23 protein-coding genes are annotated in these 23,553 nt (G+C 63.2%); 9 read left to right on the forward strand and 14 right to left on the reverse strand.

The window, feature by feature from the left end:
- Positions 1 to 65: 65 nt before the first annotated feature.
- Complete coding sequence (locus ACK4FK_RS01490) at positions 66 to 1,439, forward strand: leucyl aminopeptidase family protein (RefSeq protein WP_409740109.1); 1,374 nt, start codon at positions 66 to 68, stop codon at positions 1,437 to 1,439.
- A 104-nt stretch (positions 1,440 to 1,543) separates the two neighbouring features.
- The gene (locus ACK4FK_RS01495; RefSeq protein ID WP_409740111.1) at positions 1,544 to 1,735 is read left to right on the forward strand and encodes a hypothetical protein; all 192 of its coding nucleotides are present in this window, start codon (positions 1,544 to 1,546) and stop codon (positions 1,733 to 1,735) included.
- On the opposite strand, the gene ACK4FK_RS01500 is transcribed toward ACK4FK_RS01495, so the two are convergent.
- On the reverse strand, positions 1,736 to 2,152 hold the full coding sequence (locus ACK4FK_RS01500) for a TfoX/Sxy family protein (protein WP_409740113.1): 417 nt from the start codon (positions 2,150 to 2,152) through the stop codon (positions 1,736 to 1,738).
- Positions 2,153 to 2,264: 112 nt separating this feature from the next.
- On the reverse strand, positions 2,265 to 3,029 hold the full coding sequence (locus ACK4FK_RS01505; protein ID WP_409740116.1) for a GGDEF domain-containing protein: 765 nt from the start codon (positions 3,027 to 3,029) through the stop codon (positions 2,265 to 2,267).
- Between the two features lie 169 nt (positions 3,030 to 3,198).
- On the opposite strand from ACK4FK_RS01505, the gene purE reads away from it, so the two are divergent.
- The 3 genes from purE (at position 3,199) to ACK4FK_RS01520 (ending at position 5,350) form a co-directional block, all read left to right on the forward strand.
- Positions 3,199 to 3,708 carry a 5-(carboxyamino)imidazole ribonucleotide mutase gene (gene purE, locus ACK4FK_RS01510; protein ID WP_409740119.1) on the forward strand — a complete coding sequence of 170 codons (510 nt, stop codon included), beginning with the start codon at positions 3,199 to 3,201 and terminating at the stop codon, positions 3,706 to 3,708.
- Between the two features lies 1 nt (position 3,709).
- The gene (locus tag ACK4FK_RS01515) at positions 3,710 to 4,795 is read left to right on the forward strand and encodes a 5-(carboxyamino)imidazole ribonucleotide synthase (protein WP_409740121.1); all 1,086 of its coding nucleotides are present in this window, start codon (positions 3,710 to 3,712) and stop codon (positions 4,793 to 4,795) included.
- A 72-nt stretch (positions 4,796 to 4,867) separates the two neighbouring features.
- Positions 4,868 to 5,350, forward strand: a complete 483-nt coding sequence (locus ACK4FK_RS01520; RefSeq protein WP_409740123.1) for a hypothetical protein — start codon at positions 4,868 to 4,870, stop codon at positions 5,348 to 5,350.
- A gap of 17 nt (positions 5,351 to 5,367) precedes the next feature.
- Here the strand turns inward: ACK4FK_RS01520 and ACK4FK_RS01525 are convergent, their stop codons facing one another.
- Entirely contained in the window at positions 5,368 to 6,006 is a 639-nt protein-coding gene (locus ACK4FK_RS01525) for a COQ9 family protein (RefSeq protein WP_409740124.1), read from the reverse strand.
- 11 nt (positions 6,007 to 6,017) lie between these two features.
- Entirely contained in the window at positions 6,018 to 6,551 is a 534-nt protein-coding gene (gene def, locus ACK4FK_RS01530; protein ID WP_409740125.1) for a peptide deformylase, read from the reverse strand.
- A 217-nt stretch (positions 6,552 to 6,768) separates the two neighbouring features.
- On the opposite strand from def, the gene rpsU reads away from it, so the two are divergent.
- On the forward strand, positions 6,769 to 6,975 hold the full coding sequence (gene rpsU, locus ACK4FK_RS01535) for a 30S ribosomal protein S21 (RefSeq protein WP_144069020.1): 207 nt from the start codon (positions 6,769 to 6,771) through the stop codon (positions 6,973 to 6,975).
- Between the two features lie 124 nt (positions 6,976 to 7,099).
- A complete protein-coding gene (locus ACK4FK_RS01540; RefSeq protein WP_409740127.1) occupies positions 7,100 to 8,746 on the forward strand; it encodes a PAS-domain containing protein in 1,647 nt (548 codons plus the stop codon).
- On the opposite strand, the gene ACK4FK_RS01545 is transcribed toward ACK4FK_RS01540, so the two are convergent.
- The 10 genes from ACK4FK_RS01545 to rpsT form a co-directional block, all read right to left on the reverse strand.
- Positions 8,735 to 9,949: a cytochrome-c peroxidase gene (locus ACK4FK_RS01545; protein WP_409740129.1), complete on the reverse strand. Its 1,215-nt coding sequence runs from the start codon at positions 9,947 to 9,949 to the stop codon at positions 8,735 to 8,737. The genes ACK4FK_RS01540 and ACK4FK_RS01545 overlap by 12 nt on opposite strands.
- A 2-nt stretch (positions 9,950 to 9,951) precedes the next feature.
- Complete coding sequence (locus tag ACK4FK_RS01550) at positions 9,952 to 10,350, reverse strand: hypothetical protein (protein ID WP_409740131.1); 399 nt, start codon at positions 10,348 to 10,350, stop codon at positions 9,952 to 9,954.
- A gap of 5 nt (positions 10,351 to 10,355) precedes the next feature.
- Positions 10,356 to 11,201: an amidohydrolase family protein gene (locus ACK4FK_RS01555; protein ID WP_409740134.1), complete on the reverse strand. Its 846-nt coding sequence runs from the start codon at positions 11,199 to 11,201 to the stop codon at positions 10,356 to 10,358.
- Between the two features lie 124 nt (positions 11,202 to 11,325).
- Entirely contained in the window at positions 11,326 to 12,531 is a 1,206-nt protein-coding gene (locus ACK4FK_RS01560; protein WP_409740137.1) for an acyl-CoA dehydrogenase family protein, read from the reverse strand.
- Positions 12,532 to 12,649: 118 nt separating this feature from the next.
- Positions 12,650 to 15,088 carry a DNA topoisomerase (ATP-hydrolyzing) subunit B gene (gene gyrB, locus ACK4FK_RS01565; RefSeq protein WP_409740139.1) on the reverse strand — a complete coding sequence of 813 codons (2,439 nt, stop codon included), beginning with the start codon at positions 15,086 to 15,088 and terminating at the stop codon, positions 12,650 to 12,652.
- Between the two features lie 27 nt (positions 15,089 to 15,115).
- Complete coding sequence (gene recF, locus ACK4FK_RS01570; protein WP_409740142.1) at positions 15,116 to 16,318, reverse strand: DNA replication/repair protein RecF; 1,203 nt, start codon at positions 16,316 to 16,318, stop codon at positions 15,116 to 15,118.
- Between the two features lie 5 nt (positions 16,319 to 16,323).
- A complete protein-coding gene (gene dnaN / locus ACK4FK_RS01575; RefSeq protein ID WP_409740146.1) occupies positions 16,324 to 17,442 on the reverse strand; it encodes a DNA polymerase III subunit beta in 1,119 nt (372 codons plus the stop codon).
- Positions 17,443 to 17,633: 191 nt separating this feature from the next.
- The gene (gene dnaA / locus ACK4FK_RS01580) at positions 17,634 to 19,112 is read right to left on the reverse strand and encodes a chromosomal replication initiator protein DnaA (protein ID WP_409740649.1); all 1,479 of its coding nucleotides are present in this window, start codon (positions 19,110 to 19,112) and stop codon (positions 17,634 to 17,636) included.
- Positions 19,113 to 19,159: 47 nt separating this feature from the next.
- Entirely contained in the window at positions 19,160 to 19,654 is a 495-nt protein-coding gene (locus ACK4FK_RS01585; RefSeq protein ID WP_409740149.1) for a rhodanese-like domain-containing protein, read from the reverse strand.
- A 377-nt stretch (positions 19,655 to 20,031) separates the two neighbouring features.
- Positions 20,032 to 20,295, reverse strand: coding sequence for a 30S ribosomal protein S20 (rpsT, locus tag ACK4FK_RS01590; protein WP_409740152.1), 264 nt, complete (start codon positions 20,293 to 20,295; stop codon positions 20,032 to 20,034).
- A gap of 200 nt (positions 20,296 to 20,495) precedes the next feature.
- On the opposite strand from rpsT, the gene ACK4FK_RS01595 reads away from it, so the two are divergent.
- Positions 20,496 to 21,080, forward strand: a complete 585-nt coding sequence (locus tag ACK4FK_RS01595) for a hypothetical protein (protein ID WP_409740155.1) — start codon at positions 20,496 to 20,498, stop codon at positions 21,078 to 21,080.
- A 108-nt stretch (positions 21,081 to 21,188) separates the two neighbouring features.
- Positions 21,189 to 23,531 carry a bifunctional salicylyl-CoA 5-hydroxylase/oxidoreductase gene (locus ACK4FK_RS01600; protein ID WP_409740158.1) on the forward strand — a complete coding sequence of 781 codons (2,343 nt, stop codon included), beginning with the start codon at positions 21,189 to 21,191 and terminating at the stop codon, positions 23,529 to 23,531.
- Positions 23,532 to 23,553: the final 22 nt, after the last annotated feature.

Genomic DNA, 23,553 nt, shown 5'->3' on the forward strand with positions numbered 1-23,553 from the left:
GCCCTTATAAACGAGACAGGTCAATTCGCACAGACATTGCCATACCCATCATTTCCGAGGCACCAGTGACCGCAACCCTTACTGCCAAGGCCGCCGTCGCCATCCCCGTCGACACCTTCACTGCCAAACAATGGCCGGCCCGCATGGCGCGCGAGAAGGCGCCGGTGCCCGGCCTGGCCGAAAGCCAGGGCTTCAAGGCCAAGCCTGGCCAGGTGCTGGTGCTGCCGGATGCTAAAACCGGTAGGCCCGCCCGCGTGATCGCCGGCCTGCCCGAGCAGCCCGACCTGTGGTCCTATGCCGCCATCGCCGCCGTTCTACCCAGCGGCGAATACCGGCTAACCGACGGCAAAGCCGGCGATGCGGCGGCGCTTGGATGGGCACTCGCGAATTACCGTTTCGACCGCTACAGAAAGATCGAGAGGAAGTCCGCCCGCCTGATCTGGCCGGCGAAGGCCAACAAGCAGCGCGTCGTCGCGCTTTATGACGGCATCGTGCTGGCCCGCGATCTGATCAATACCCCGGCCGGGGACATGGGCCCGGCCGAATTGGCTGAGGCCGCGCGGGCCATTGCACTGATCGGCGGGGCGGAATTCAGTTGCATCATCGGCGAGGAATTGCTGGAGCGGAACTATCCGATGATCCATGCGGTGGGCCGGGCCTCGCATCGCCTGCCGCGCCTGATCGACATGCGTTGGGGCAACCCCAAGCACCCGAAACTCACCCTGGTCGGCAAGGGCGTCTGTTTCGATACTGGTGGCCTGGATATCAAGCCCTCCTCCGGCATGCTGCTGATGAAGAAGGACATGGGCGGCGCCGCGGTGATGCTGGGCCTGTCTGCCGCCATCATGGCGATGAAGCTGCCGGTGCGGCTGCGCGTGCTGATCGGCGCGGTGGAAAACAGCATATCGGGCAATGCATTCCGCCCGGGCGACGTGCTGCCCAGCCGCAAAGGGCTGACGGTGGAAATCGGCAATACCGATGCCGAGGGTCGCCTGGTGCTGGGCGATGCGCTGGCCGAGGCCGATTCCGAGAAGCCCGACTGGCTGATCGATGCCGCCACGCTGACCGGCGCGGCGCGCGTCGCCGTCGGACCTGACCTGCCCGCGCTGTTCTCGACCGACGATGTCATGGCCCAGGCCCTGCTGGATGCGGGGCTCACCGTAGGTGATCCGCTGTGGCGCCTGCCGTTGCACCAGCCCTATCGCGAATACATCGAGGGCAAGGTGGGTGATCTTAGCAATTCGGGAGATACGCCTTTTGCCGGTTCAATCACGGCGGCCCTATTCCTGAAGGAATTCGTGACAAAGACGAAATCCTATGCCCATCTCGACATGTTCGCCTGGAACCCTAAAGCCCGCCCCGGCCGGCCACTCGGCGCCGAGGCCACGGGTCTGCGCGCTCTCTATGCCGCAATCGAGAAACGCTACGGCAAGCGCTGAACATCGCTTGGTCACAACCTTGTCACAGCCGTCACAGCCTTGTCGGCGGCGGATCGATGCCGTTGCGTCTAGCCTCCACGCATTCCCCTTGCGTGGAGACCGTCATGACTTCGCCCACGACTTCGCCCGGCGCCGTTTTCTTCTTGGCCCTGGCCATTATCCTGTTTTTCTTGGTGGCAGACGGACTTGTGAGCTGGGGCGCAATCGACTGGACCGAGGCCGCCGGCATCGCTGCCCTATTCAGCGCCCTGCCCTTGATGCGGGCCCTGCGCGATCTGCGCCGACAGGATTTCTGATCAGTTCTTCCTGACGCGATTCCTCGCCGCGGCGCGCTTCGCCAAAACCTGTCCTGCCTTGGACCGCTTCGGCTTATTCGGCTTGGCCGTGCGACGCGAGGCAGCCAGCGCATCCCTTACCCAGTCGCGCAGCTCGGCCGGATCGAGCAGCACATCCTCGGGCAGTTCGTACCAGCGTTCGATCGCCTGCTGCACGTCCTTGCGGCTGTATCGGAACGGCCCCATGCCGGCTTCGATGAACCGCGGCCGGGTCTGATCGTCGACCACAAAATAGAGCGTACCGCGCAGGATCACGCCAAACAGATCTCCGTCGATGCGCAGACCGCTGCCGCCGAACAGCCGCTCACGCGTCACCGGTCCGGCCCGGGCCGCATTCAGGCAATCCAAGGCATAGGCGGTGAAATCGTCAGCCGGCATGACCTGTGGGCTCCGCAGATATGTTCTTTATATGTTCTAATCTTTTTTGGTGTTTCTGGCCATCGTAAATCTAGGTCTCGGTCGACCGATATGGGGATGACCCTGTCGCAGATCAGGCCCTGGCGGCGCGGCGGGCCAGCTTGTGGCTGTACATCATCTGGTCGGCGGCGGCCAAGGCCGAGCCCGGATCCTCGCCGGGCTTGAGCGGATAGACGCCATAGGCGGCATCCAGCGGCAGGCTCTTGCCTTCCCAATGCAGCGGCCGGCGGCGGATCGCCTCGGCCAGTTGATCGGCCTTCTCGCGGCCCTGCTGGGCATCAGTCTCGCTTAAGATCACGCCGTATTCGTCGCCGCCCAGGCGGGCGATAACATCCACTTCACGGGTATTGTCCAGCAGGATCTGGCCCACCTGGATCAGGGCGGCATCGCCAGCGGCATGGCCGTATTTGTCATTGATTTCCTTCAGGCCATTCAGGTCGAAGTAGATCAGGCAGGACGGCCGGTTGTAGCGCTCGACATGGGCCATGGCGCGAGAGAGCTCGCGCACGAAGGCACGGCGGTTGTAAAGCGGGGTCAAGGTATCGCGGTCGGCCAGCCGCTCCAGCTCGGCCAGACGGTGACGGGTGCGGTTCAGCTCGTTGCGTAGTTGGTCGACCTCGCCCATCAGCCGCATGATGGCGTCGCGCACGCGCGGTGTGAGTTCGGGCTCGGGAATGCCCATCACAGTCGCGGTGGCCGCTGGCTGGGCTACGGTCTGGGGCGGAGTGGCCGCCTGCGTAGCCGTCACGGCAATCGGGCGCGCGCCGCCGCCCGACGCCCCGATAGGCGCGGCGCCGGGCCCGAGCCCTGCCGGTCGACGATCCTCGATCTTGGTCATGCTCCGCCTGGTCGGACGGTATCCTGCCTTAGTCTTGCCTCGGCAGGCGTTAACAAATCATGGATCGGCCGGCCTGGCCACCATGGCCGCTGAAAGCTGGCGCCCAGCACCGCTTTACAGCCCAACCCCGCCCCCTATAATCCGCCGCTTTCCACAACAGGAGCAAACGATGGCGGCGCGTAAAGGTTCGTCCGGTCAAAAGCCTTTGGTGGGCATCATCATGGGCAGCCAGTCTGACTGGGCGACCATGGAACATGCCGCCGAAATCCTGAAGGCGCTTAAGGTGCCGGCCGAGCATCGCATCGTGTCGGCCCATCGCACCCCTCAACGCCTTTACGATTACGCCCACAGCGCGGCCGGCAGAGGCATCCAAGTCATCATCGCCGGCGCCGGCGGTGCCGCTCACCTGCCCGGCATGGCCGCTGCCATGACCCATCTGCCGGTGTTGGGCGTGCCGGTGGAAAGCAAGGCGCTCAAGGGACTCGACTCCCTGCTGTCGATCCAGCAGATGCCGGGCGGCATCCCGGTGGGAGCACTCGCCGTTGGCAAGGCCGGTGCGATCAATGCCGGCCTGCTGGCCGCCGCCATCCTGGCCCTGAATGACCCGGCCCTGTCCAAGCGCCTTCAGGCATGGCGCGCCAGACAGACCAAGGCCATCAAGCTGACGCCGACGGCCTGAGATGAGCGCGCTTCCGCCCGGCAGCATGATCGGTATCCTGGGCGGCGGCCAGCTTGGCCGCATGCTTGCGATTGCCGCCGCGCGCCTGGGCTATCACTGTCACATCTTCTGCCCGGAAGCCGATCCGCCGGCGGCAGAAGTCGCCGCGAAACATACGCGCGCCGATTACAGCGATGCTGCCGCCATGGCCGCTTTCGCCAGAAGCTGCGCCGTTGTGACCTACGAATTCGAGAACATCCCCTACGAACCGGTACAGGCGATAGCAGGGCTGGTGCCGGTGCGGCCCGGCATAGAGGCCTTGCGCATCACCCAGGACCGGCTGTTCGAGAAGGATTTCTGCACCAGTCGCGGCATCGCCACTGCCCCTTACCGTGCCGTGGCCAATCCGGCGGATCTCTGCGCCGCCGCCACTGCGCTTGGCCTGCCGCTGATACTCAAGACCCGCCGCATGGGCTATGACGGCAAAGGGCAGTTCAAGATCGTCTCCACCGAGGATACCGCGCCGGCCTTTGCCGCACTGAAATCCGATGCGCTGATCGCCGAGGGATTCATCGGCTTCCGCCGCGAATTGTCAGTCGTGCTGGCACGTGGCCTGGATGGCAGCATCGCCTCGTGGGAACCGGTCGAGAACATTCACCGCAACCACATCCTGTGGCGTACCCATGCTCCGGCGGTGATCGATGAATCACTGGCCGTGCAGGTGGAACAACTCGCCACCAGCCTGGTCGAGGGGCTGGATTATGTGGGCGTGCTCGCGGTTGAATTGTTTGATTGCGGCACGGCGATCCTGGTCAATGAACTGGCGCCGCGCGTGCACAATTCCGGCCATTGGACCCTGGATGCCGCGATCACATCGCAGTTCGAGCAGCATATCCGCGCCATCTGTGGCCTGCCCCTGGGATCTCCGGAACGGCTGTGCGACGCCGTGATGGAAAATCTGATCGGAGACGAGGTCAAAACCTGGCCCGCCCTGCTGACCGAGCCGAATGCCAAGCTGCATCTTTATGGCAAGGCCGAAGCCCGGCCCGGGAGGAAGATGGGGCACGTCACCCGGCTCTACCCAACCGGCAAGAGTCCGCAGCCTTAGGTGGTAAAATCGACTCTCCGTTTCCCTTGGCGAGTCGGGGATCGTGACCTATACTAATAGCTAGTAATCTCCATGATCGCCGAGAACGGCGGTCAGGCCGGCACGAGCGCCAGAATCGCGCGGCGTCCGGGTGGAGTGAATGGTATGGCCATCGACAGCATTTCGTCCGGCATCGTCGCGCCGCAATTCCCGGTCCGCCCGCCATCGGCTAGTCCGGCCAGCGGGACTGACAACAATGCCGTGCGCGACACCCTGCAGAACAACGACCAGAGCAGCCGTATCAACACGGCGCCTCCCTCTGCACCGCCCGCCCCGACACAGACCGCCAATGCGGTGCCGCAGACCCGTCCCGGCAACGATAGCGAAACCCCGCAGCCGGGCGGCACAAATGACGGCGGCACCATCATCAACACCCTGACCCAGCAATTACAGCAGCAGGATCAGGCCCAGTCTCCCGGCACGCGCGACTCGGCAATCAACTACGGGTCCAACGGCGTTCCGAACAGCCAGCAGAACCCGGCCCAGTCGGGACGGCTGGTCAGCCTGTCGGTGTGATATCGGCCGGCTGCGCTTCAGGCGCGGCGGACACGTTCAAAAGGACTGGGCAAACGGTCAAGCAGTTTGCCCAGCTTACCTTTTGCCTGTTGTATGCGCATGACATCGGCAAGCCGGCGATCCAGAAAAGCCGCCGTGGAGGCGAAACCCTCTGACTTGTCGTCCAGCCAGTGCATCAGCGTGGCGGCATAAACGCCAGCCAGCAGCATTCGTTTGGTGTAAAAATTGAAATCCGTCGCGGTGTCGCCTGCGGCGTACCATATTGCATCCACAGTACGGTAGAGTTGCTGCAACGCGCGCGGCGCGTGCTGCGGCAGAGCTTCCAGACTCAGTGCGCGGCGAACCGCTTCTCGATGCGGAGCCGCGAGTTCCAGCCGCACCAGAACTGCCGTCCTTACCCGCTCACGGATTTTCATGGCAGCCAGATCGCGCCCCTCCAGCACGCGCAGCATCGCGCTGTCGGTTTCGGCCACCCAAAAATCCAGCGCCTCGACTGCTCCGTTCGGGAAAGCCCGTGCCAGCTGGCCGGGCTCATAGCCACAATCCTTTGCCGCCTGCGCCATGGCTTTGGCTGTCCAGCCATCGAAAGGCACATGGATCAGCATCGCTTCCAGCAATGCGCGCTTTTCGGCAATCAGATGGTTATCCTGCTGCATCCTAGCCTCCGTCAATCTTCCTGTTCCTGCGGGCGCAGGCTGGCGCGATGCCGCAACTCGCTCTCGAAAACCAGGTCTTTAAGGTCGGCCATGCGCTGCGGATACAGGATGCCATCCAAGTGGTCCAGTTCATGCTGTACCACACGGGCATGCCAGCCCTCCGCCTCGCGTGCCAGCCGGCGACCGTCCGGCAGATCGCCCTCATAGGCGATGCGGGTATAGCGTGGTACCAGGCCGCGCAGGCCGGGTACCGAGAGACAGCCCTCCCAAGCTAGGTCCTTTTCCGCCCCCAGCGGCTGCCAGCGTGGATTAACCAGGGTCACCAGCTCCCGCTGGCCATCACCCTCGTCAGGTGTGAGGAAGATCGCCACCCGGAGGGGCACATGCACCTGGGGCGCGGCCAGGCCCTGGCCGGGCGCATCCACCATGGTATCCACCATGTCGGCAATCAGTTGCCGGATCTCCGGGGCGGTGGGATCGGGCACCGAGTCGGCTGGCCGCGCCAGCACTGGGTGCCCCATGCGGGCGATTTTCAGGATTGCCATGAATTCTAACCTAGGCCAGCGTTCCCGACTGGCCAAGGGGCAGCCTGGAATCTGCAAATAATTGCCAAAAAAGGGCCTTTCCCCGACCCTTTTATCCCCCGGCGCGGGCATAAAGCCGCTTCACAAAGCCGGGGGGGCGTGCTAGAAGGCGCGACTTGCCGGGGCTAGGCGCCCCGCAACCGGAATTTTATTGCCAACCCGAAAGGATGGAACCGACGTGCAAGTCCTGGTTCGCGACAACAATGTCGATCAGGCCCTGAAGGCGCTGAAGAAGAAAATGCAGCGCGAGGGCATTTTCCGCGAGATGAAGCTGCGCGGTCATTACGAGAAGCCGTCCGAGCGCCGGGCCCGCGAGAAGGCCGAGGCGATCCGTCGCGCCCGCAAGCTGGCCCGCAAGCGTGCGCAGCGCGAAGGCTCGATGTAAGCCACACATCGGTGATGCGATAGGAACGAAGCCGCCTCCGGGCGGCTTTTTTCATGGCGGTTTCCATATCCGACGCCGCGCAATATTCTACATCCGTATTTGAACAGAAACGGAGATCGGCGGCGTGCACCAGAATGCGCTGCTCCTGCAGGGTCTCGACCATCTCGACCAGGGCATCAGCATCTTCGATAAAGAGCTGAGATTGGTGGCTTGCAACCAGCGCTATCTCGATCTGCTGGGCTTTCCCTACGAACTCGCGCAACCCGGGACGCCGGCAGAAAGCTTCTTCCGCCTGAATGCGGAACGCGGTGAATACGGCCCTGGCGATATCGATACGCTGGTGCGCGAACGCGTCGAACTGGCCAGCCAATTCCTGCCTCATCATCTGGAACGCCAGCGCCCCAACGGCACGGTGCTGGACATCCGCGGCGCCCCTCTGCCCGGCGGCGGATGGGTCACGATCTACAGCGACATTACCGCCATACGGCGCAGCGAACGGGCCTTGCTGCATGCGCACCATGAGCTGGAGCGCAAGGTACAGGAACGCACGGCCGAACTTCAGGACCAGAAACGCCTGCTGGATGTCGTGGTCGAAAACATCAGCCACGGCATCACGCTGTTCGACACCAATCTGGAGCTGCTTGTCTGCAACCAGCGTTTCCTCGACCTGCTGGAATACCCCGCAGACTTCGCCAAGCCGGGCACCCCCTTCGAGACCTTCGTACGCTGGAATGTCGAGCATGGCGAATACGGCCCTGGCGACGTGGAATCGCTCATCGAGGAACGGGTCGAACTGGCACGCAGCATGGCACCGCATCGTTTCCAGCGGCGACGGCCCAATGGCCGGATCATCGAGGTGATCGGCACGCCGATCGCCAGCGTGGGGTTCGTTACATCCTATTCCGACATTACGGATCTACGGCGAGCCCAGGATCAGTTGCGCGAACTGGCCGATACACTGGAGGCGCGCATCGAGGAACGCACCGAGGCCTTGACGCGCTATATCGCAGAACGCGAGGCGACCGAACGCGAGTTGCTGCGTGCCAAGGAAATGGCCGAAGTGGCGAACCGTTCGAAAAGCGCCTTCCTGGCCAATATGAGCCATGAATTCCGCACGCCGTTGAATGCCATCATCGGATTCTCGGAATCGCTGCTGGGTGGCTATTTTGGCGCTTTGTCGGAAAAGCAGACCGAGTATGTCAACGACATCCATAAATCCGGAGTGCACCTGCTGCAACTGATCAACGACGTGCTTGATCTGGCCAAGGTGGAAGCCGGCCGGATGGAACCCCATATCGAGATGGTGGATGCGCGCCTGACCATCGAGGACAGCCTGGAAATGATGCGCGGCCAGGCCCAGCAGGCCGGCGTGACCTTAAGCGAGGATTTGCCGGTGGAATTGCCACTGGTACCGGCCGACGAACGCATGCTGCGACAGATACTGCTCAACCTGTTGAGCAACGCCGTCAAATTCACCCCCCGCGACGGACGGGCCTGGGTTTCGGCCCGCAGCGATGATGGGGCTCTCAGCATCAGTGTGCACGATACAGGCATCGGCATGGCGGCGGCGGATATCCCGAAAGCGCTGGCGCCATTCGGCCAGGTGCGCGGCGTGCTAACCCGTGAGCATCAGGGCACGGGCCTGGGTTTGCCGCTGGTGAAGGCACTGGCCGAACTGCATGGCGGACGGCTCACTCTGACTTCCGAGGTTGACCGGGGTACGGTCGCAACCATTACCCTGCCGTTGCGCCGGATCAATTCAGGGGCATAACCGGCGCGCATCGGCCAGCAAGGCATCATAGCCGGCGGCCGGCGCATCGGTGGAAGCACTCAGGCTTTCCAGAAATGCGACCAGGTCCGCGCTTTCTTGGGCATTCAGCCGCAAGGGCCTCAGGAGCGCCTCGCCATCGCTGTGCAGGCGATCCTCGTCCATTTCGGAATAATGACGAACGACATCGGCCAGTCCGGGCATGCTGCCGTCATGCATGTAGGGCGCGGTGAATCGCAGGCTGCGCAGACTCGGCACTTTGAATTCGCCGAAATTGCGATGCTGCTGCACCACGTGACGAACCGGGATCGTGGCTTGCGATAGCGGGGCGGCATTATGGCGTCCGAGCCGGTTGAATGGGTTTTCCTTCAATCGCGCGATACCGCGATGCCGACCGGGATCGACGGTTCGGCTACCATCTGCAGCCGTAACGAAGAAAGGCAGGCCGATATCGTGGAATTCGCCGTTGGTGAAGGCCGGACCACTGTGACAGGTGGCGCATTGCCCGCGACCGGTGAACAGGGATAGGCCGCGCTGGGCCGCAGCGGGATAACGCGCCATGCCATCCAGATCGCCAGCCAGCAGAGCGTCACGGAAATCATCGAAAGGCGTGCGGGCGCTGGCCAGCGTTTCCTGGAATGCCGCCAATGCTCGGGCCGCCAGAACCAGCACCGCCTCGTCATCTGGCGAAGACGCCGCGGCCATATCCGATCGGCGGGCCAGGCAGGACAGCGCCGGGTCGCGCCGCAGCAGTTCGGCCGTTGCAGCGGTGCTCCCCCCCATCTCGCGCGGGTCGAGGATTGGCCGAATCGCCGCAGCCCACAGGCTGTCGCTGGCGCCGTCCCAGCCGAACCAGCGCTGCAGCCGGCTATCGAGCAGGCCGAGCGCATTGCGATCCAACTGCTCCAGCCCGTGGCTGCGCGGCTTGGGCTCCGCCCAGCCATGCTGCGGCTGGTGACAACTCTGGCAGGACAGCGCGCCGTCCCTCGACAGGCGAGATTCTGCAAACAGGACCGCGCCCAGCCGTATGCCATCGGGTCGGCCGGACAAGGGATTGCCGCTATCGCCATGGAAGGGTGGCGGCCATGGGCCGAAACTTCGGATCAGCCGAAGCTGGGACGGATCGAAAACGGGGATGGGATGTTCATTTGCTGCAGCAACCGGGGCCAGTAGCAGCAGGAGCAGGCCCAGCCAGGTGCAGCGCATGATCATTCCGCATTGAAGCGGAAAGCCAGCCGCTGCTCGCCATCTGCACCGGCGAAGTCGAAAACAACCTCCCATTCGCCCGGCATATGCAGCAGCAGGCCCTCCGCCCGGTAATGTCCCCAGTCAAGCTTGGTAACGGTGGGGGCATAATTCATCCCATGGCGATGCGCCGGCATCCAGGCGTCGACACGCGCCAACCGCGACAACTCTGCCAGGCGGGCCTCGCATAGCCTGATATCCAGCGCAAAAGGCGTGTTGAGCGGAATCGGCATCGGATCGGCCAAAACGACCAGCTTGAAACGCGGACCTTCAACCACCCGCGCCGCGGCGGCAATCTGATCACAGGCCCAGGCGGGGAGCGGCGCCAGCAGCAATGCGGCAAACAGGGCGAGGCGCAGCATGGTCGTCAGTGGCTTGGTTTGAAGCCGGTGCGCGCAAACAGTGCCTCGGCATTGCGCCAGGCGATCTTTTCCGCCAGCACCCCAGGCAGATCGGCCAGCCAGGCACGCGACCACTTGGCATGTTCCTCGATATAGAACCACCGTTCCGGCGTGAAGGTGTCGGTGCCGACCATGAACCGGTCAGGGAATTCCTCGAACAGCGCGCGCCAAGCTGGGTCGACCTTGCCGTTGGATGCGTGGTCGCTACGAAAAGCAAGATCGGCCCAAAGGTTGGGATAACGGCTGAGCATGGCCCGCACGGCATCGGGCCGATCGAACCCGGAATGCGCCCACAGGATCAGGGCTTGGGGATCGTGCCTGAACAATCGCTCCACCGCATCGGCATCGCTATGGGCATGCAGGAAAAGCCTGTGTTCCCTGGCCAGTGCTACCACGCGTTTCAGCACCGGCAGGTCGGCGTCGGCGCCGTAGACATGGAATTCGCCGATCCCGACATAGCGGTATTTCGCAAGCCGCGTCTCGATATGCTGCAACACCGTCTCGTCACGCATCCAGCTGCCGATCTCGCCGCGGCTACGATAGGGTCGCAATTCAGGCACGATCAGGTCGGGCGCAGCCTCGTATAGTTTCTGCGTGCCATCGTCGCTGGAACTGGAGACCAGAACCTTGCGCAGGCCGGCCCGGCGAAGGATGGCGATGGCATCGGCCGTGGGCACCATCTGCCAGGCATCGTGGCTGTAATGCACATGGGCATCGATCAGCGGCAGGTCGGCCGCCAGGCCATCGCGCGGCGCCAGGGCGGCACCGGCCGCCACCGCCAGAACGGTCAAAAGAATGCTAACGCGAATCATGGCCTGCTCCATCCTGTCCCGGCCCCATGCGGGCCGAGAATATGCCAGAATTTAGGATGCAGCCAGACCACGCCAAGCCCGTAGAGGCGGCGCCTGCCGGTCAGAGGGCCGGCAGGCAGGCCGGTCAGAGCCCGAGGATCAGCTTGGACATGATGTTGCGCTGGATCTCATTCGATCCGGCATAGATCGTCACCTTGCGCATGTTGAGGTAACGCGCCGCCGCGCCATCGGCGTAGTCAGGGCCGATGATCGGCTCGTTGCCGCCTTCGATCAGCGGCGTGAAGGGCGAGGCATAATAGCCAACGGCTTCGGCCGAAAGTTCCGTGACCAGTTGCTGCAGCTCTGTGCCGCGGGTCTTCAGCATGGAAGAGGCCGCGCCGAGGTTCTGACCGCTCTTGGTACCGCCCAGCACGCGCAGTTCCAGCATCTCCATGGCCATGATGTCCATCTCGGCCTGGGCCAGCTTGGCGGCGAAATCCGGATCCTGCGCCAGCGGTCGGCCATGGGCCTGTTCGGCCTTGGCAATCCTGCGCAGATGCGCCAAGTGACGCTTGAGATGACCCGAATAGGCGTTGCCCCGTTCGAATTCCAGCAGGTATTTCGCGCAGGTCCAGCCCTGGTTCAGTTCGCCGACGAGGTTCTCCTTCGGCACTTTCACGTCGTCGAAGAAAACCTGATTGACCTCCTGCATGCCTTCGCCCCCCTCGTCGATGGTAATGATCGGCGAGACCGTTACGCCGGGCGACTTCATGTCGATCAGCAGGAAGGAAATACCCTCCTGCGGCTTTTTCGTCTGCGCCGTGCGCACCAGACAAAAGATCATGTCGGCATGCTGGGCCTCGGAGGTCCAGATCTTGCTGCCGTTGCACAGAAAATGGTCGCCCTTGTCTTCGGCCTTCATCTGCAGGCTGGCAAGGTCGGAGCCGGCGCCGGGCTCGGAATAGCCCTGGCACCACCATGTGTTGCTGGCCAGAATATCGGGCAGGTACTTCTTCTTCTGCGCCTCGGTGCCGAATTTCATGATCACCGGCGCCAGCATGCGCGGACCGAAGGGCACCACGATGGGCGCGCCCGCCGAACTCATCTCCTGTTCGTAGATGTAACGCTGGGTTGGCGTCCAGCCCGGGCCGCCATATTCGACCGGCCAGTTCGGCGCCAACCAGCCCTTTTCATTCAGCGCCTTCTGCCAGCGGATATGCAGATGCTTGGCAATGTAGCCGGTGCGGGTGCGCGCCATGGCGGCCCGCATCTCGCTGTCGAAATTCTGCTCAATGAACCGGCGGACCTCGTCACGGAAGGCCAGTTCCTCGGCTGTGAAATTCAGGTCCATTTCCTCGCCTCCGGATTTTCTGTTTGCGCCAGATTATCCCAGCCGCGGCCGGCTGCAAGCTGTGCATGCACCCTGCCCCAGCGTCAGGCCGGGCAGCTATCGTAACGGAAAGCCCGGCTCAGATATCCAGATTCACCACATTCAGCGCGTTGCTCTGGATGAAATCGCGGCGCGGCTCCACCACGTCGCCCATCAGAGTTTCGAACACGTTGTCGGCGTCCTCGGCGTGATCGACCTTCACCTGCAGCAGGCTGCGCGCTTCCGGATCAAGGGTCGTTTCCCACAACTGGTCGGGATTCATCTCGCCCAGGCCCTTGTAGCGCTGCATGGTGATGCCGCGACGACCAGTGGCCTGCACACGCTCAAGCAGGTCGAGCGGGCCCTGCACGACATGCGCCTCGTCCTTGCGGCGCAGTTCGGCCGGCCGCAGATACACGGCCTGCAGTTCTACCGCCATCTCGTTCAGTTTGCGCGTCTCGGCCGAGCGGAATAGCGGGCCGTCCAAAAGATAACTTTCAGTATAGCCGCGCAGGCTGCGCTTCACGCTGAGCGCGCCCTCGCCGGCGAGTTCGCAGACCCAGCCCCGTTCCAGTTCAGGCGTCAGCGCGTTAAGTCGCCGGGCCAGCGCCGCGCCCGCCGGTCCGGCTTTTGCCGGATCGGCAACAATCTCAGGCAGCAGCATGCCCAGAATGGCCGCCTGCTCGACGATCCAGGGATTGTAGCGCTTGCCGATGGCGGTCAGCAGAGCCTTGGCCATGCGGGCGTGATCCAGCAGCAGCTTGAGGTCGCTGCCGGCGCGCTGGCTGCCGTCATGCAGATACAGCACGGCATTCTCGATCCCCTCGTTGATCAGAAAGTCCTCCAGCGCCGCCTCGTCTTTCAGGTAGCGCTCGGACTGGCCGCGCTTGACCTTGTAGAGCGGGGGTTGAGCGATATAGAGGTGCCCGGCATCGATCAGCGGCTTCATCTGGCGGAAGAAGAAGGTGAGCAGCAGGGTCCGGATATGAGCGCCGTCCACGTCGGCGTCGGTCATGATGATGATCTTATGATAACGCAGCTTGGCCGGATCGAAATCGTCATGGCCGATGCCGGTACCCAAAGCCGTGATCAACGTACCGATTTCCTGCGAGGACAGCATCTTGTCGAAGCGTGCGCGTTCGACATTGAGAATCTTGCCGCGCAGGGGCAGCACAGCCTGGAAAGCACGGTTGCGGCCCTGCTTGGCCGAACCACCCGCCGAGTCACCCTCGACCAGGAAAAGTTCGGCCTTGGCCGGATCGCGCTCCTGGCAGTCTGCCAGCTTGCCGGGCAGCGAGGAGATGTCCAGCGCGCCCTTGCGCCGCGTCAGCTCACGCGCCTTGCGGGCCGCCTCGCGGGCGGCGGCGGCTTCGACCACCTTGCCGACGATCTGACGCGCGTCGGAGGGATGTTCCTCGAACCAGGAGGCCAGCATCTCGTTGACCAGGCTTTCCACCGCCGGACGCACTTCCGACGACACCAGCTTGTCCTTGGTCTGGGAGGAGAATTTCGGATCCGGCACCTTCACCGACAGCACGCAGGTCAGTCCTTCGCGTGCATCGTCGCCGGTCAGCGACACCTTTTCCTTCTTGGCGATACCGCTTTCGTTGGCGTAGTTGTTCACGCAGCGGGTCAGCGCGCCGCGGAAACCGGCCAAGTGGGTGCCACCATCGCGCTGCGGGATGTTGTTGGTGAAGCACAGCATCGTTTCGTGGTAGCCATCGTTCCATTCCAGCGCCACTTCGATGCCGATGCCGTCCCGCTCGCCACGGATGGCGATCGGTGGCTTGTGCAGTGGCGTCTTGTTACGATCGAGATAGGTGACAAAAGCCTCGACGCCGCCTTCGTAACGCAGTTCCACGCGCTTGGGCTCCACGCCGCGCATGTCCTCGAGCACGATCTTCACGCCGTTATTGAGGAAAGCCAACTCACGCAGGCGGTGCTCCAGCGTGCCGTAGTCGAATTCGGTCTTGGTGAAGGTTTCCGTCGACGGCAGGAAGGTCACTTCCGTGCCGCGTTTGCCCTCTGCCTCGCCAACCTCGGCCAGCGGCGCTTCCGGGTCGCCGTGGCGGAAGCGCATGGCATAGGCCTTGCCCCCGCGCCAGATCTTCAGATCAAGCGTGGTGGACAGCGCGTTCACCACCGACACACCCACGCCATGCAGACCGCCGGAAACCTTGTAGGAATTCTGATCGAACTTACCGCCGGCATGCAACTGGGTCATGATGACCTGTGCGGCCGAAACGCCTTCTTCCGGATGGATGTCGACCGGAATGCCGCGGCCGTTGTCACGCACGGTGCAGGAGCCATCGGGATTGAGGCCGACATAGACCTCGTCGCAATAGCCGGCCAGGGCTTCGTCGATGGCATTATCGACCACCTCGTAGACCATGTGGTGCAGACCGGTACCATCGTCGGTATCGCCGATATACATGCCTGGACGCTTGCGAACCGCATCCAGACCCTTCAGCACCTTGATCGCCGAGGAGTCGTAATTCTCGCCGTTTTCACCGTCGCGCGGCGCCACTGCTTCGCTCATGGTCTCACTGCCTCAACTAAGAACCGATCATATTCCAATGGCGCGCGGCGTCACCACGCCGTCAGCCACCGTGAAAAACTCAGCCTGACCGGCCAGCCCTGCGAACAGGTCGTCATCGGTGCCGGTCAGCCATACCTGCCCGCCGAGCGCGAGCAATTCCTCATACAGCGCCGTCCGACGCCGGGCATCGAGATGCGCTGAAATCTCGTCCAGCAGCATCAGCGGCGCTATCTGGCGCCGGGCGCGGATCAGACGCGCATTGGCCAGCGTAATGGCGATCAGCAGCGCTTTCTGCTCGCCGGTCGAGCATTGCGCCGCCGGCTGGTCCTTCTCTTCATGCCATACCGCCATGTCGCTGCGATGCGGACCCTCGGTGGCTGCGCCGGCCTCGCGGTCGATGCCGCGCCGCTCGGCCAGCTTGGCCCGATACTTCTCTTCCGCCGCCAGCGCCGGCATGTCGGCCAGCCAGCCCTCGATCAGGCCACAAGCCGCCAGTCGCGCCCGCGGGAACGGCCCGGTTGCCAGCGCCATGCCGGCCTCGATCCGCCCCAGCGCCTCGCGCCGCGCCGCCGCCACGGCCACGCCATGCTCGGCCATCTGGCTTTCCAGCGCCGCCAGCCAGGCCGGGTCAGCCCCGCCCACCTTCAGCAGGCGGTTGCGCTCCCGCATCGCCCGCTCAAAAGCCGCCACCTGGCGGGCATGACCGCCATCCAGACCGTAAACCAGACGGTCCATGAACCGGCGCCGCGTCGACAGGCCTTCGACGAACAGCCGATCCATCTGCGGCGTCAGCCACACCACATCCAGATACTCAGCCAAACCGTTGGCGCTGGCCGCCGGTTCGCCGTTGATCCGCACGACACGGCGCTCCGCCATTTCCTCGTCGCCCGCAGCATCCGCCAGCCCGGTACCGATCTCCACCGGGCCGATGGCGCTGGCAAGTTCCGCATGGGCGGCCCAGCAGCGCCGCGGCGGCTGACCGGAAACGCGGCTCACTTCCGACAATCTGGCGCGGCGCAGGCCACGACCGGGACTGAAGAAGGAGAGTGCCTCCAGAATATTGGTCTTCCCGGCCCCGTTCGGACCGGTCAGCACCACTGGCTGACCGCTCAGGCGCAGATGCAGTTCGGCATAATTGCGAAAATCGCGCAGGCTGAGCGAGAGAACGGCTGTGCCGCCTGCTGTCGCGCCTTCGTACGACTGTTCCGCAACCAGAACTGCGCTGCGCACCAATCTCAGACTCGCATCGGCATCAGCACATAGAGCGCGCCGTCGTCGCTGGGATCGCGGACAACGGTGGGCGCCAGTGCGTCGGCCAGCAGGAAGCGAGCATTCTCACCCTCGATCTGGCTGGCGATATCCAGCAGATAGCGCGAGTTGTAACCGATCTCGATCGGTTTCGCGCTATAGGCAGCCGTGAGCTGCTCGGAAGCCGAACCCTGGTCCGGGCTGGTGGCCGACAGTTCGATACCATCGGGCTTGAGCGACAACTTCACGGCGCGGCTTTTCTCGGTCGAGATGGTGGCGACGCGGTCGACAGCAGCAGCAAACGCCTTGCTGTCGACTTCCATCACCTTGTCGTTGTCACGCGGAATGACGCGTTCGTATTCCGGGAAGGCGCCGTCGATCAGCTTGGACACCAGGACCAGATCGCCAAAGGCAAAACGTATCTTGGTATCGCTCAGCTCGATCTTGGCCTCGGCGGCGCCGCCTTCGAGCAGTTTGCGCAGCTCGTTCACCGTCTTGCGCGGCACGATCACGCCGGGCATGCCGGCGGCGCCGGCCGGCAGCGGCGCCTCGACGCGAGCCAGGCGATGACCGTCGGTGGCCACGGCGCGCAGCATCGGAACGCCAGCGCTGCTGGCAGCATGCACATAGATGCCGTTCAGGTAATAACGGGTCTCTTCGGTGGAGATGGCAAAGCGCGTCTTGTCGATCAGGCGACGCAATTGCTCGGCCGGCAGCATGAAGCTGTGCGGCAGGTCGCCGGCAGCCATCACCGGGAAGTCGTCCTTGGGCAGGCAGCTCAGCTTGAAGCTGGAGCGGCCGGCGCGCAGGTCGAGACGCTGCTCAGCCGGCGTGTAGGTCAGTTCGACCTCGGCGCCCTCGGGCAGTTTTCGAACGATGTCATAGAAAGTGTGGGCCGGGACCGTGGTGGCGCCGGGCTGCGCCACCTTGGCGGGCAGCTTCTCGACCACGGCGATGTCGAGGTCGGTGGCGGTGAGCGCCAGGCGATCGCCCTCAGCTTCCAGCAGCACATTGGACAGGATCGGGATCGTGTTGCGGCGCTCGACCACGCTCTGGACGTGGCTCAGGGCGGTGAGCAGGACGGCACGCTCGATGGTGAGTTTCATGGCTGGAAAACCGGTGATGTTTTTGTTGTTCCGGCAAGGCTTTGCCGAGTCCGAGGACTATACCAAACCCCCCTTTTGTACGCGAGGGATTTGGCCCTGTTCCACAGCGTTTTTGCATATGCGAAGAGGCCGCCTTACGGCGGCCTCTGATTGCAAATAAGTAATTGATATTAAACAATATTTGTTAAAAATCAGCTTTCCAGTTTGCGGCGCAGCAAATCGATGTCTTCCGCAAATGCGGCATCGATCTCCCGCAACTCCTCGATCTTACGCACGGCATGCATCACCGTGGTGTGGTCGCGACCGCCGAATTTGCGCCCGATTTCGGGCAAGCTGCGCGAGGTGAGTTGTTTGGCCAGGTACATCGCCACCTGGCGGGGCCGCGCCACGGCGCGCGCGCGACGGGGCGAGTGCATGTCGGCGAAACGGATCGAGTAATGCTCGGCGACACGCTTCTGGATTTCCTCGATCGTCACCTTGCGGTCGTTGGCGCGCAGCAAATCCTGCAGCACCTCCTGCGCCGAGGTGACGGTGACCGGCTTGCCGACCAGGCTGGCATAGGCCGAGATACGGTTCAGCGCGCCTTCCAGTTCGCGTACATTCGACGTGATGCGGCGAGCGAGGAATTCCAGCACATCCTGCGGAATGTTGGTCAGACCGTTCTTCTCAGCCTTGGCCTGCAGGATAGAGAGGCGGAGCTCAAAATCGGTTGGGTGGATATCGGCAACCAGGCCCCAGCCCAGACGCGAGCGCATGCGTTCCTCGATACCTTCCAGGTCGGACGGCGATCGGTCGCCCGATACGATGATCTGGCGGTTCTGGTCGCACAGCGCGTTGAAGGTGTGGAAGAACTCTTCCTGGGTGCTTTCCTTGCCGGCGATGAACTGGATGTCGTCGATCATCAGTACGTCGACTGAGCGGAACTGCTCCTTGAAGGCCATCGTATCCTTGAAACGCAGGGCACGGATGAACTGGTACATGAACTTCTCGGCCGAGAGATAGACCACCCGGCGCTCGGGGAAGCGTTGGCGGATATGCCAGCCGATGGCATGCATCAGATGGGTCTTGCCCAGGCCCACACCGCCATAGAGAAACAGCGGGTTGTAGGTCACGGTCGGGCTCTCAGCCACGCGTAATGCGGCCGCACGAGCGAGTTCGTTGGACTTGCCAGTGATGAAGCTGTCGAAGGTGAAGCGCGGATCGAGCGGGGCGGACAATTCGCGCTCTATATCGTCCATGTCGCGCACCTGCAGAGCCGGCAGGGTCGACGGCACGCGGGGAACGGACGGGCGAGCGACAGAGGTCGCAACAGGCTGATGATCGCCCACAGGCATGACCGGTTTGCCCTGCGGCGCCTGCAGGGCACCAGTTGGGCGCACATGGATCACCACGCGTCGCACGGCGGCGTTTTCCAACCGCCAGATTTCACGCAGGCGCTCGCTGTAGTGATTGGCGACCCAGTCCCGCATGAAACGGGTCGGTACGGCCAGATGAACATCGCCGTCATCGGCAAGGCCCTCGTCGGCCAACGCCAGCGGCTTGAGCCAAGAATTGAATGCGGCATCCCCGAACGAAACCCGCAGGCGGGCACGCACGCGCTGCCATTGGACGTCCAGCGGTTCGCCATTCGGAACAGTGGGTACACCGTCGGCCGGCTGTTCGGCGGGCATGGAGACAGACTGCGGCTGCGGATGGGATGACTTCGCCATAACCGACCTCAGCTCTGAATCCAGCTGAGACCAGCAGCTTTCCAGCCGCCCAATCGTCCGCGGTGCTTCTCGGCATCGAGGTCGCCCTCGAAACCGCCGGAAACATTGTAGCAGGGGGAGAAACCCGCGGCCGTCATTGCTTTTGCTGCGGCCCGAGACCGCGCACCGGAGCGGCACAGAAAGAACAGGGCCTGCCCCGGCCGAACGCCATGGGCACGCAACTCATCGGCAAAACGCGGATTGACGCTCATTTCAGGATACACTTGCCAGGATACGAACATGGGGCGCTTGCCAAGCTTGCCGATATCAGGCGTGCCGACGAAGCTCCACTCCGGTTGGGTTCGGACGTCTATCAGTTGGGCGTCAGGATCGCTCGCAAGCTGGTTCCAGGCTTCGGTAGTCGTGACATCACCAGCATAGTCTTCATCCCCCGCCATCACCGAAGCCAACATCCCCAACCTCGCGCCACGTTTATTGTTTAAAAAATCTATCTTGTCCGTCACGCGTGCCACCGGGTTTCGAAGACCGTCCGCCTTGCATCGCGGAGCACTTTCTAGCGCTTCACGAGCCAGCTTCAGGCTTCTTCGTCGCGCGGCAGCAAGGGCATTAAAGGGAAATCGCCGGGGCCACGCAAGCGGACAGATCAAGACTCACTGAAAAAAATTTTCCTTGTTGCAGAATTGGAACTTGCCCCGGCGTTTTGACGCTGTGGGCGTATAACGCACGGACTAATCGCCTTGATGAAAACGTCCGCGAACGCGGCAGATCGACGATGAAGCCTTTCGCAGTCGCATAAAAAAACATCGCCCGCTGTCACCAGGCGGGCGATGTTTTGAACCGATACCTATCTTTGCTGCGCGGGCTGCCGCGCGGCAGCCGATCAAGCCATAGCTTTGACGCGGGCGTTCAGACGCGACAGCTTGCGCGAGGCGGTACGCGACTTCACCGCGCCCTTGGTCACGCCCTTGTCGAGCGCAGGCTGGGCTTCCTTCAGAGCGGCGACGGCGACAGCCTTGTCGCCGCTGGCGATTGCGGTTTCGAGCTTCTTGACGGCGGTGCGAACCTTGCTGCGCCGCGCACGGTTGACGGCCGTACGCTTCTTGGTCTGGCGGGCGCGCTTCTCCGCGGACTTGTGTTGAGCCATAGCTTGTGATTTCCGATGGTTGAACTGCCTTGCGGCGCAAATCGAGGCGGGGGTTATAGCCCCGCCCCAGGCATGCGTCAACCCCGCAGAAAGTCTCACCGCAGGGGGATTTTCGGGGGATGGTCATCATCCCCGGAAGGCCATTGCCCGGACCATTGCTCGGCTTGCCGAAGCGCGCGGTGGCCGGGCATAGTACAGCCATGCCTGATATCACCCTGATCGCCCAAGCCGCCTGCCTCACGGGCGGCATAGCCGGCCTCATCCTGATCAGCCGCAGCCCCCTTCCCGCCGCCCTGTTCTGGGGCGTCGGGGTGCTCCTGTTCACAGCCGTCGCTGGCGCCGAATTCACTAGTGCCCTGGGCTGGTCAGCCTTTACCGGACTGGAAGGCGATTTGCGATATCTGGCCCTCAGCCTTGGCCTGGTCGCCCTGGCGCTGGGCGGCGTCTTCAGTCTGGTCATTCCCCCGGGCAGCAAACGCCTGACCCTGTTTACCGGTATCGGACTGGCCGTTCTGATTGCCGTAGCGGCAGATCGACTACCTATAGGAATATTGCCCCTCCCGATGATCGTGCTGGGTGTCCTGTTGCTGGCGGCCCTGACCGGTCTCCGCTACCGACCGGTGCCAGGCCGCTGGCTGCTGCTGGCAACCTTCTGCATGGCCATGGCCGAGCTGGCCCGCTATCGCTACCTCAGCTTTGTACCGATTCCGGCACCGGCACTGGCGAAGATTGCCCTAGGCCTCGCCCTGGTCGGTTTTGGAGCCACGGCCCACAAGGCGCGCTGAGCCTGAATTCGGCCGGCCCGCCAATCCAGCTTGCCGGAATATATTTTAAATATAAAATATCTTGCTGGCGGCCGCCCACCTGCGCCGTCTGTCAGACAGGGGAAAACCATGCGTGTCACGATCATTGGCGGCGGGCCGGCCGGACTTTATCTCGCCCTGCTCATGAAAAAGGCAGACACGCGCCACGAGATCACCATCTACGAGCGCAACCAGCCGGACGATACGTTCGGATTCGGGGTGGTCTTCTCTGATGAAACGCTGAACCAGTTCCTGGCCGAGGATGCCAACACCTATGGGGCGATCCGGCAGAATTTCGCCTACTGGACCGAAATCGACGTGGTGGCCGGGGGCGAAACGATCCGTTCGGGTGGTCATGGTTTCTGTGGCCTGTCGCGCAAACGCCTGCTGCAGATCCTGCAGGCCCGCTGCGCCGCAGAAGGCATCCAGCTCGTATTTGGCACCGAGCAGCATGATTTCGAGACCCTGCGGCGCAATTGCGACCTGCTGGTCGGCGCCGATGGCATCAACAGCCAGGTTCGCGAAACCTGGAAGGACCGGTTTCGCCCGAGCATGGACTGGCGGCGCAACAAGTTTGTCTGGCTAGGCACAACTTTGCCGCTTGATACGTTTACCTTCATTTTCGAGGCCAACCAGCACGGCTTGTTCCAGGTGCATGCCTATCGTTTTGAGGAAGGCCTTTCGACCTTCATTGTCGAAACCACCGAAGAAACATGGCGCCGCGCGGGCCTCGATACAGCCAGTGAAGCCGATACCATCGCCTATTGCGAGACCCTCTTTGCCGCACACCTCAAGGGTCACCGGCTGCTGAGCAACCGCTCCATCTGGCGCACCTTCCCGACCATCAAATGCGAGCGCTGGGTCCATGACAATGTCGTGCTCATTGGCGATGCTGTGCACACGGCACATTTCTCGATCGGCTCGGGCACCAAACTGGCGATGGAAGATGCCATTGCGCTGAACCGCGCCCTGAATGCCGGCCACCCGGACCTGCCAAGTGCGCTGAAAGCCTTCGAGGATGCCCGCCTGACGGAAGTGTCGATCCTGCAGCATGCCGCCCAGGTTTCGCTGGAATGGTTCGAACAGACTGATCGTTATCGCGACTTCGAGCCGATCCAGTTGGCCCTCAGCCTGCTATCGCGATCCAAGCGCGTGACCTATGACAATCTGCGCCTGCGCGATCCCGGCTTCATCGCCCAGATCGACCGCTGGTTTGCCGAGAAAGCCGCCCGCCAGGCCGGCACCACCCTGCCTGCCGGGGCCAGCCCGCCTCCACCCATGTTCACGCCCTTCCGCCTGCGCGGCATGACACTGGAAAACCGCGTGGTGGTGTCGCCCATGTGCCAGTATTCGGCTACCGACGGTGTGCCAAATGACTGGACGCTGGTCCATCTAGGCAGCCGCGCCATCGGCGGTGCCGGCCTGATCCTGACCGAGATGACCGATATCGCACCCGAGGCCCGGATCACTCCAGGCTGCACCGGCTTGTGGAATGCTGAACAGGCAAAGGCCTGGAGGCGCATCACCGATTTCGTCCACGGCTACAGCCGGAGCAAAATCGGCATCCAGCTGGCCCATGCCGGCCGCAAGGGCGCCACCTGCCTGCCCTGGGCCGGCGGCTACGACCGGCCTTTGCCACCCGATCAGGCCTGGCCGATCCTATCGGCCTCGGCCATCCCGTACCTGCCCGACGGACCGGTGCCGAAAGCCATGACCCGCACCGACATGGATCGCGTGCGCGACGACTTCGTGCAGTCGACAAAACTTGCCACCGATGCCGGCTTCGACCTGATCGAACTGCACATGGCGCATGGCTATCTGTTCTCGAATTTCATTTCACCCCTGAGCAACACGCGCACGGATGAATATGGCGGCAGCCTCGAGAACCGGATGCGTTTTCCGCTTGAGGTGTTTGATGCCATGCGCGCTGTCTGGCCGCAGGAAAGACCGATGTCAGTGCGCATATCGGCCGTCGACTGGGTGCCCGAGCGCGGCCTGAGCATCGAGGACTCCATAGCGATCGCGAAGATGCTGAAGGCCCATGGCTGCGATCTGGTCGACGTCTCGGCCGGCCAGACCTCAACCGAGGCCAGACCGCAGTATGGCCGTATGTTCCAGACTCCGTTCTCCGATGCGGTCCGCCAGGAAGCCGGCATCGCCACCATCGCCGTTGGTGCGATCACTACCGCCGACCAGGTCAACACCATCGTGGCCTCGGGCCGCGCCGACCTCTGCGCTCTGGCCCGGCCCCACCTGGCAGATCCTTACTTCACCCTGCATGCCGCTGCCGATTATGACTACCGTGGCGTGGCGTGGCCGAAACAATACGAGGCCGGACGGGACCAATTGTACCAATTGCGCAGCCGCGAACGCGAAGAAGCGCGGGCGGCCGATGCGTTTGCCAAGCAGCGTGCGCGACGCGACGATATCTGAACGCGGAAGTCTGTCGCGCCCC

It is taken from the genome of Ferrovibrio sp., assembly GCF_046297895.1.
GTDB lineage: Bacteria > Pseudomonadota > Alphaproteobacteria > Ferrovibrionales > Ferrovibrionaceae > Ferrovibrio.

Excerpts from the sequence above, each read along its gene's own strand:
- ACK4FK_RS01495 (WP_409740111.1), top strand. The coding sequence starts at position 1,544 with ATGACTTCGCCCACGACTTCGCCCGGCGCCGTTTTCTTCTTGGCCCTG.
- ACK4FK_RS01500 (WP_409740113.1), bottom strand. The coding sequence starts at position 2,152 with ATGCCGGCTGACGATTTCACCGCCTATGCCTTGGATTGCCTGAATGCG.
- ACK4FK_RS01505 (WP_409740116.1), bottom strand. The coding sequence starts at position 3,029 with ATGACCAAGATCGAGGATCGTCGACCGGCAGGGCTCGGGCCCGGCGCC.
- purE (WP_409740119.1), top strand. The coding sequence starts at position 3,199 with ATGGCGGCGCGTAAAGGTTCGTCCGGTCAAAAGCCTTTGGTGGGCATC.
- ACK4FK_RS01515 (WP_409740121.1), top strand. The coding sequence starts at position 3,710 with ATGAGCGCGCTTCCGCCCGGCAGCATGATCGGTATCCTGGGCGGCGGC.
- ACK4FK_RS01520 (WP_409740123.1), top strand. The coding sequence starts at position 4,868 with ATGATCGCCGAGAACGGCGGTCAGGCCGGCACGAGCGCCAGAATCGCG.
- ACK4FK_RS01525 (WP_409740124.1), bottom strand. The coding sequence starts at position 6,006 with ATGCAGCAGGATAACCATCTGATTGCCGAAAAGCGCGCATTGCTGGAA.
- def (WP_409740125.1), bottom strand. The coding sequence starts at position 6,551 with ATGGCAATCCTGAAAATCGCCCGCATGGGGCACCCAGTGCTGGCGCGG.
- ACK4FK_RS01545 (WP_409740129.1), bottom strand. The coding sequence starts at position 9,949 with ATGCGCTGCACCTGGCTGGGCCTGCTCCTGCTGCTACTGGCCCCGGTT.
- ACK4FK_RS01550 (WP_409740131.1), bottom strand. The coding sequence starts at position 10,350 with ATGCTGCGCCTCGCCCTGTTTGCCGCATTGCTGCTGGCGCCGCTCCCC.
- ACK4FK_RS01555 (WP_409740134.1), bottom strand. The coding sequence starts at position 11,201 with ATGATTCGCGTTAGCATTCTTTTGACCGTTCTGGCGGTGGCGGCCGGT.
- ACK4FK_RS01560 (WP_409740137.1), bottom strand. The coding sequence starts at position 12,531 with ATGGACCTGAATTTCACAGCCGAGGAACTGGCCTTCCGTGACGAGGTC.
- gyrB (WP_409740139.1), bottom strand. The coding sequence starts at position 15,088 with ATGAGCGAAGCAGTGGCGCCGCGCGACGGTGAAAACGGCGAGAATTAC.
- dnaN (WP_409740146.1), bottom strand. The coding sequence starts at position 17,442 with ATGAAACTCACCATCGAGCGTGCCGTCCTGCTCACCGCCCTGAGCCAC.
- dnaA (WP_409740649.1), bottom strand. The coding sequence starts at position 19,112 with ATGCCCGCCGAACAGCCGGCCGACGGTGTACCCACTGTTCCGAATGGC.
- rpsT (WP_409740152.1), bottom strand. The coding sequence starts at position 20,295 with ATGGCTCAACACAAGTCCGCGGAGAAGCGCGCCCGCCAGACCAAGAAG.
- ACK4FK_RS01595 (WP_409740155.1), top strand. The coding sequence starts at position 20,496 with ATGCCTGATATCACCCTGATCGCCCAAGCCGCCTGCCTCACGGGCGGC.
- ACK4FK_RS01600 (WP_409740158.1), top strand. The coding sequence starts at position 21,189 with ATGCGTGTCACGATCATTGGCGGCGGGCCGGCCGGACTTTATCTCGCC.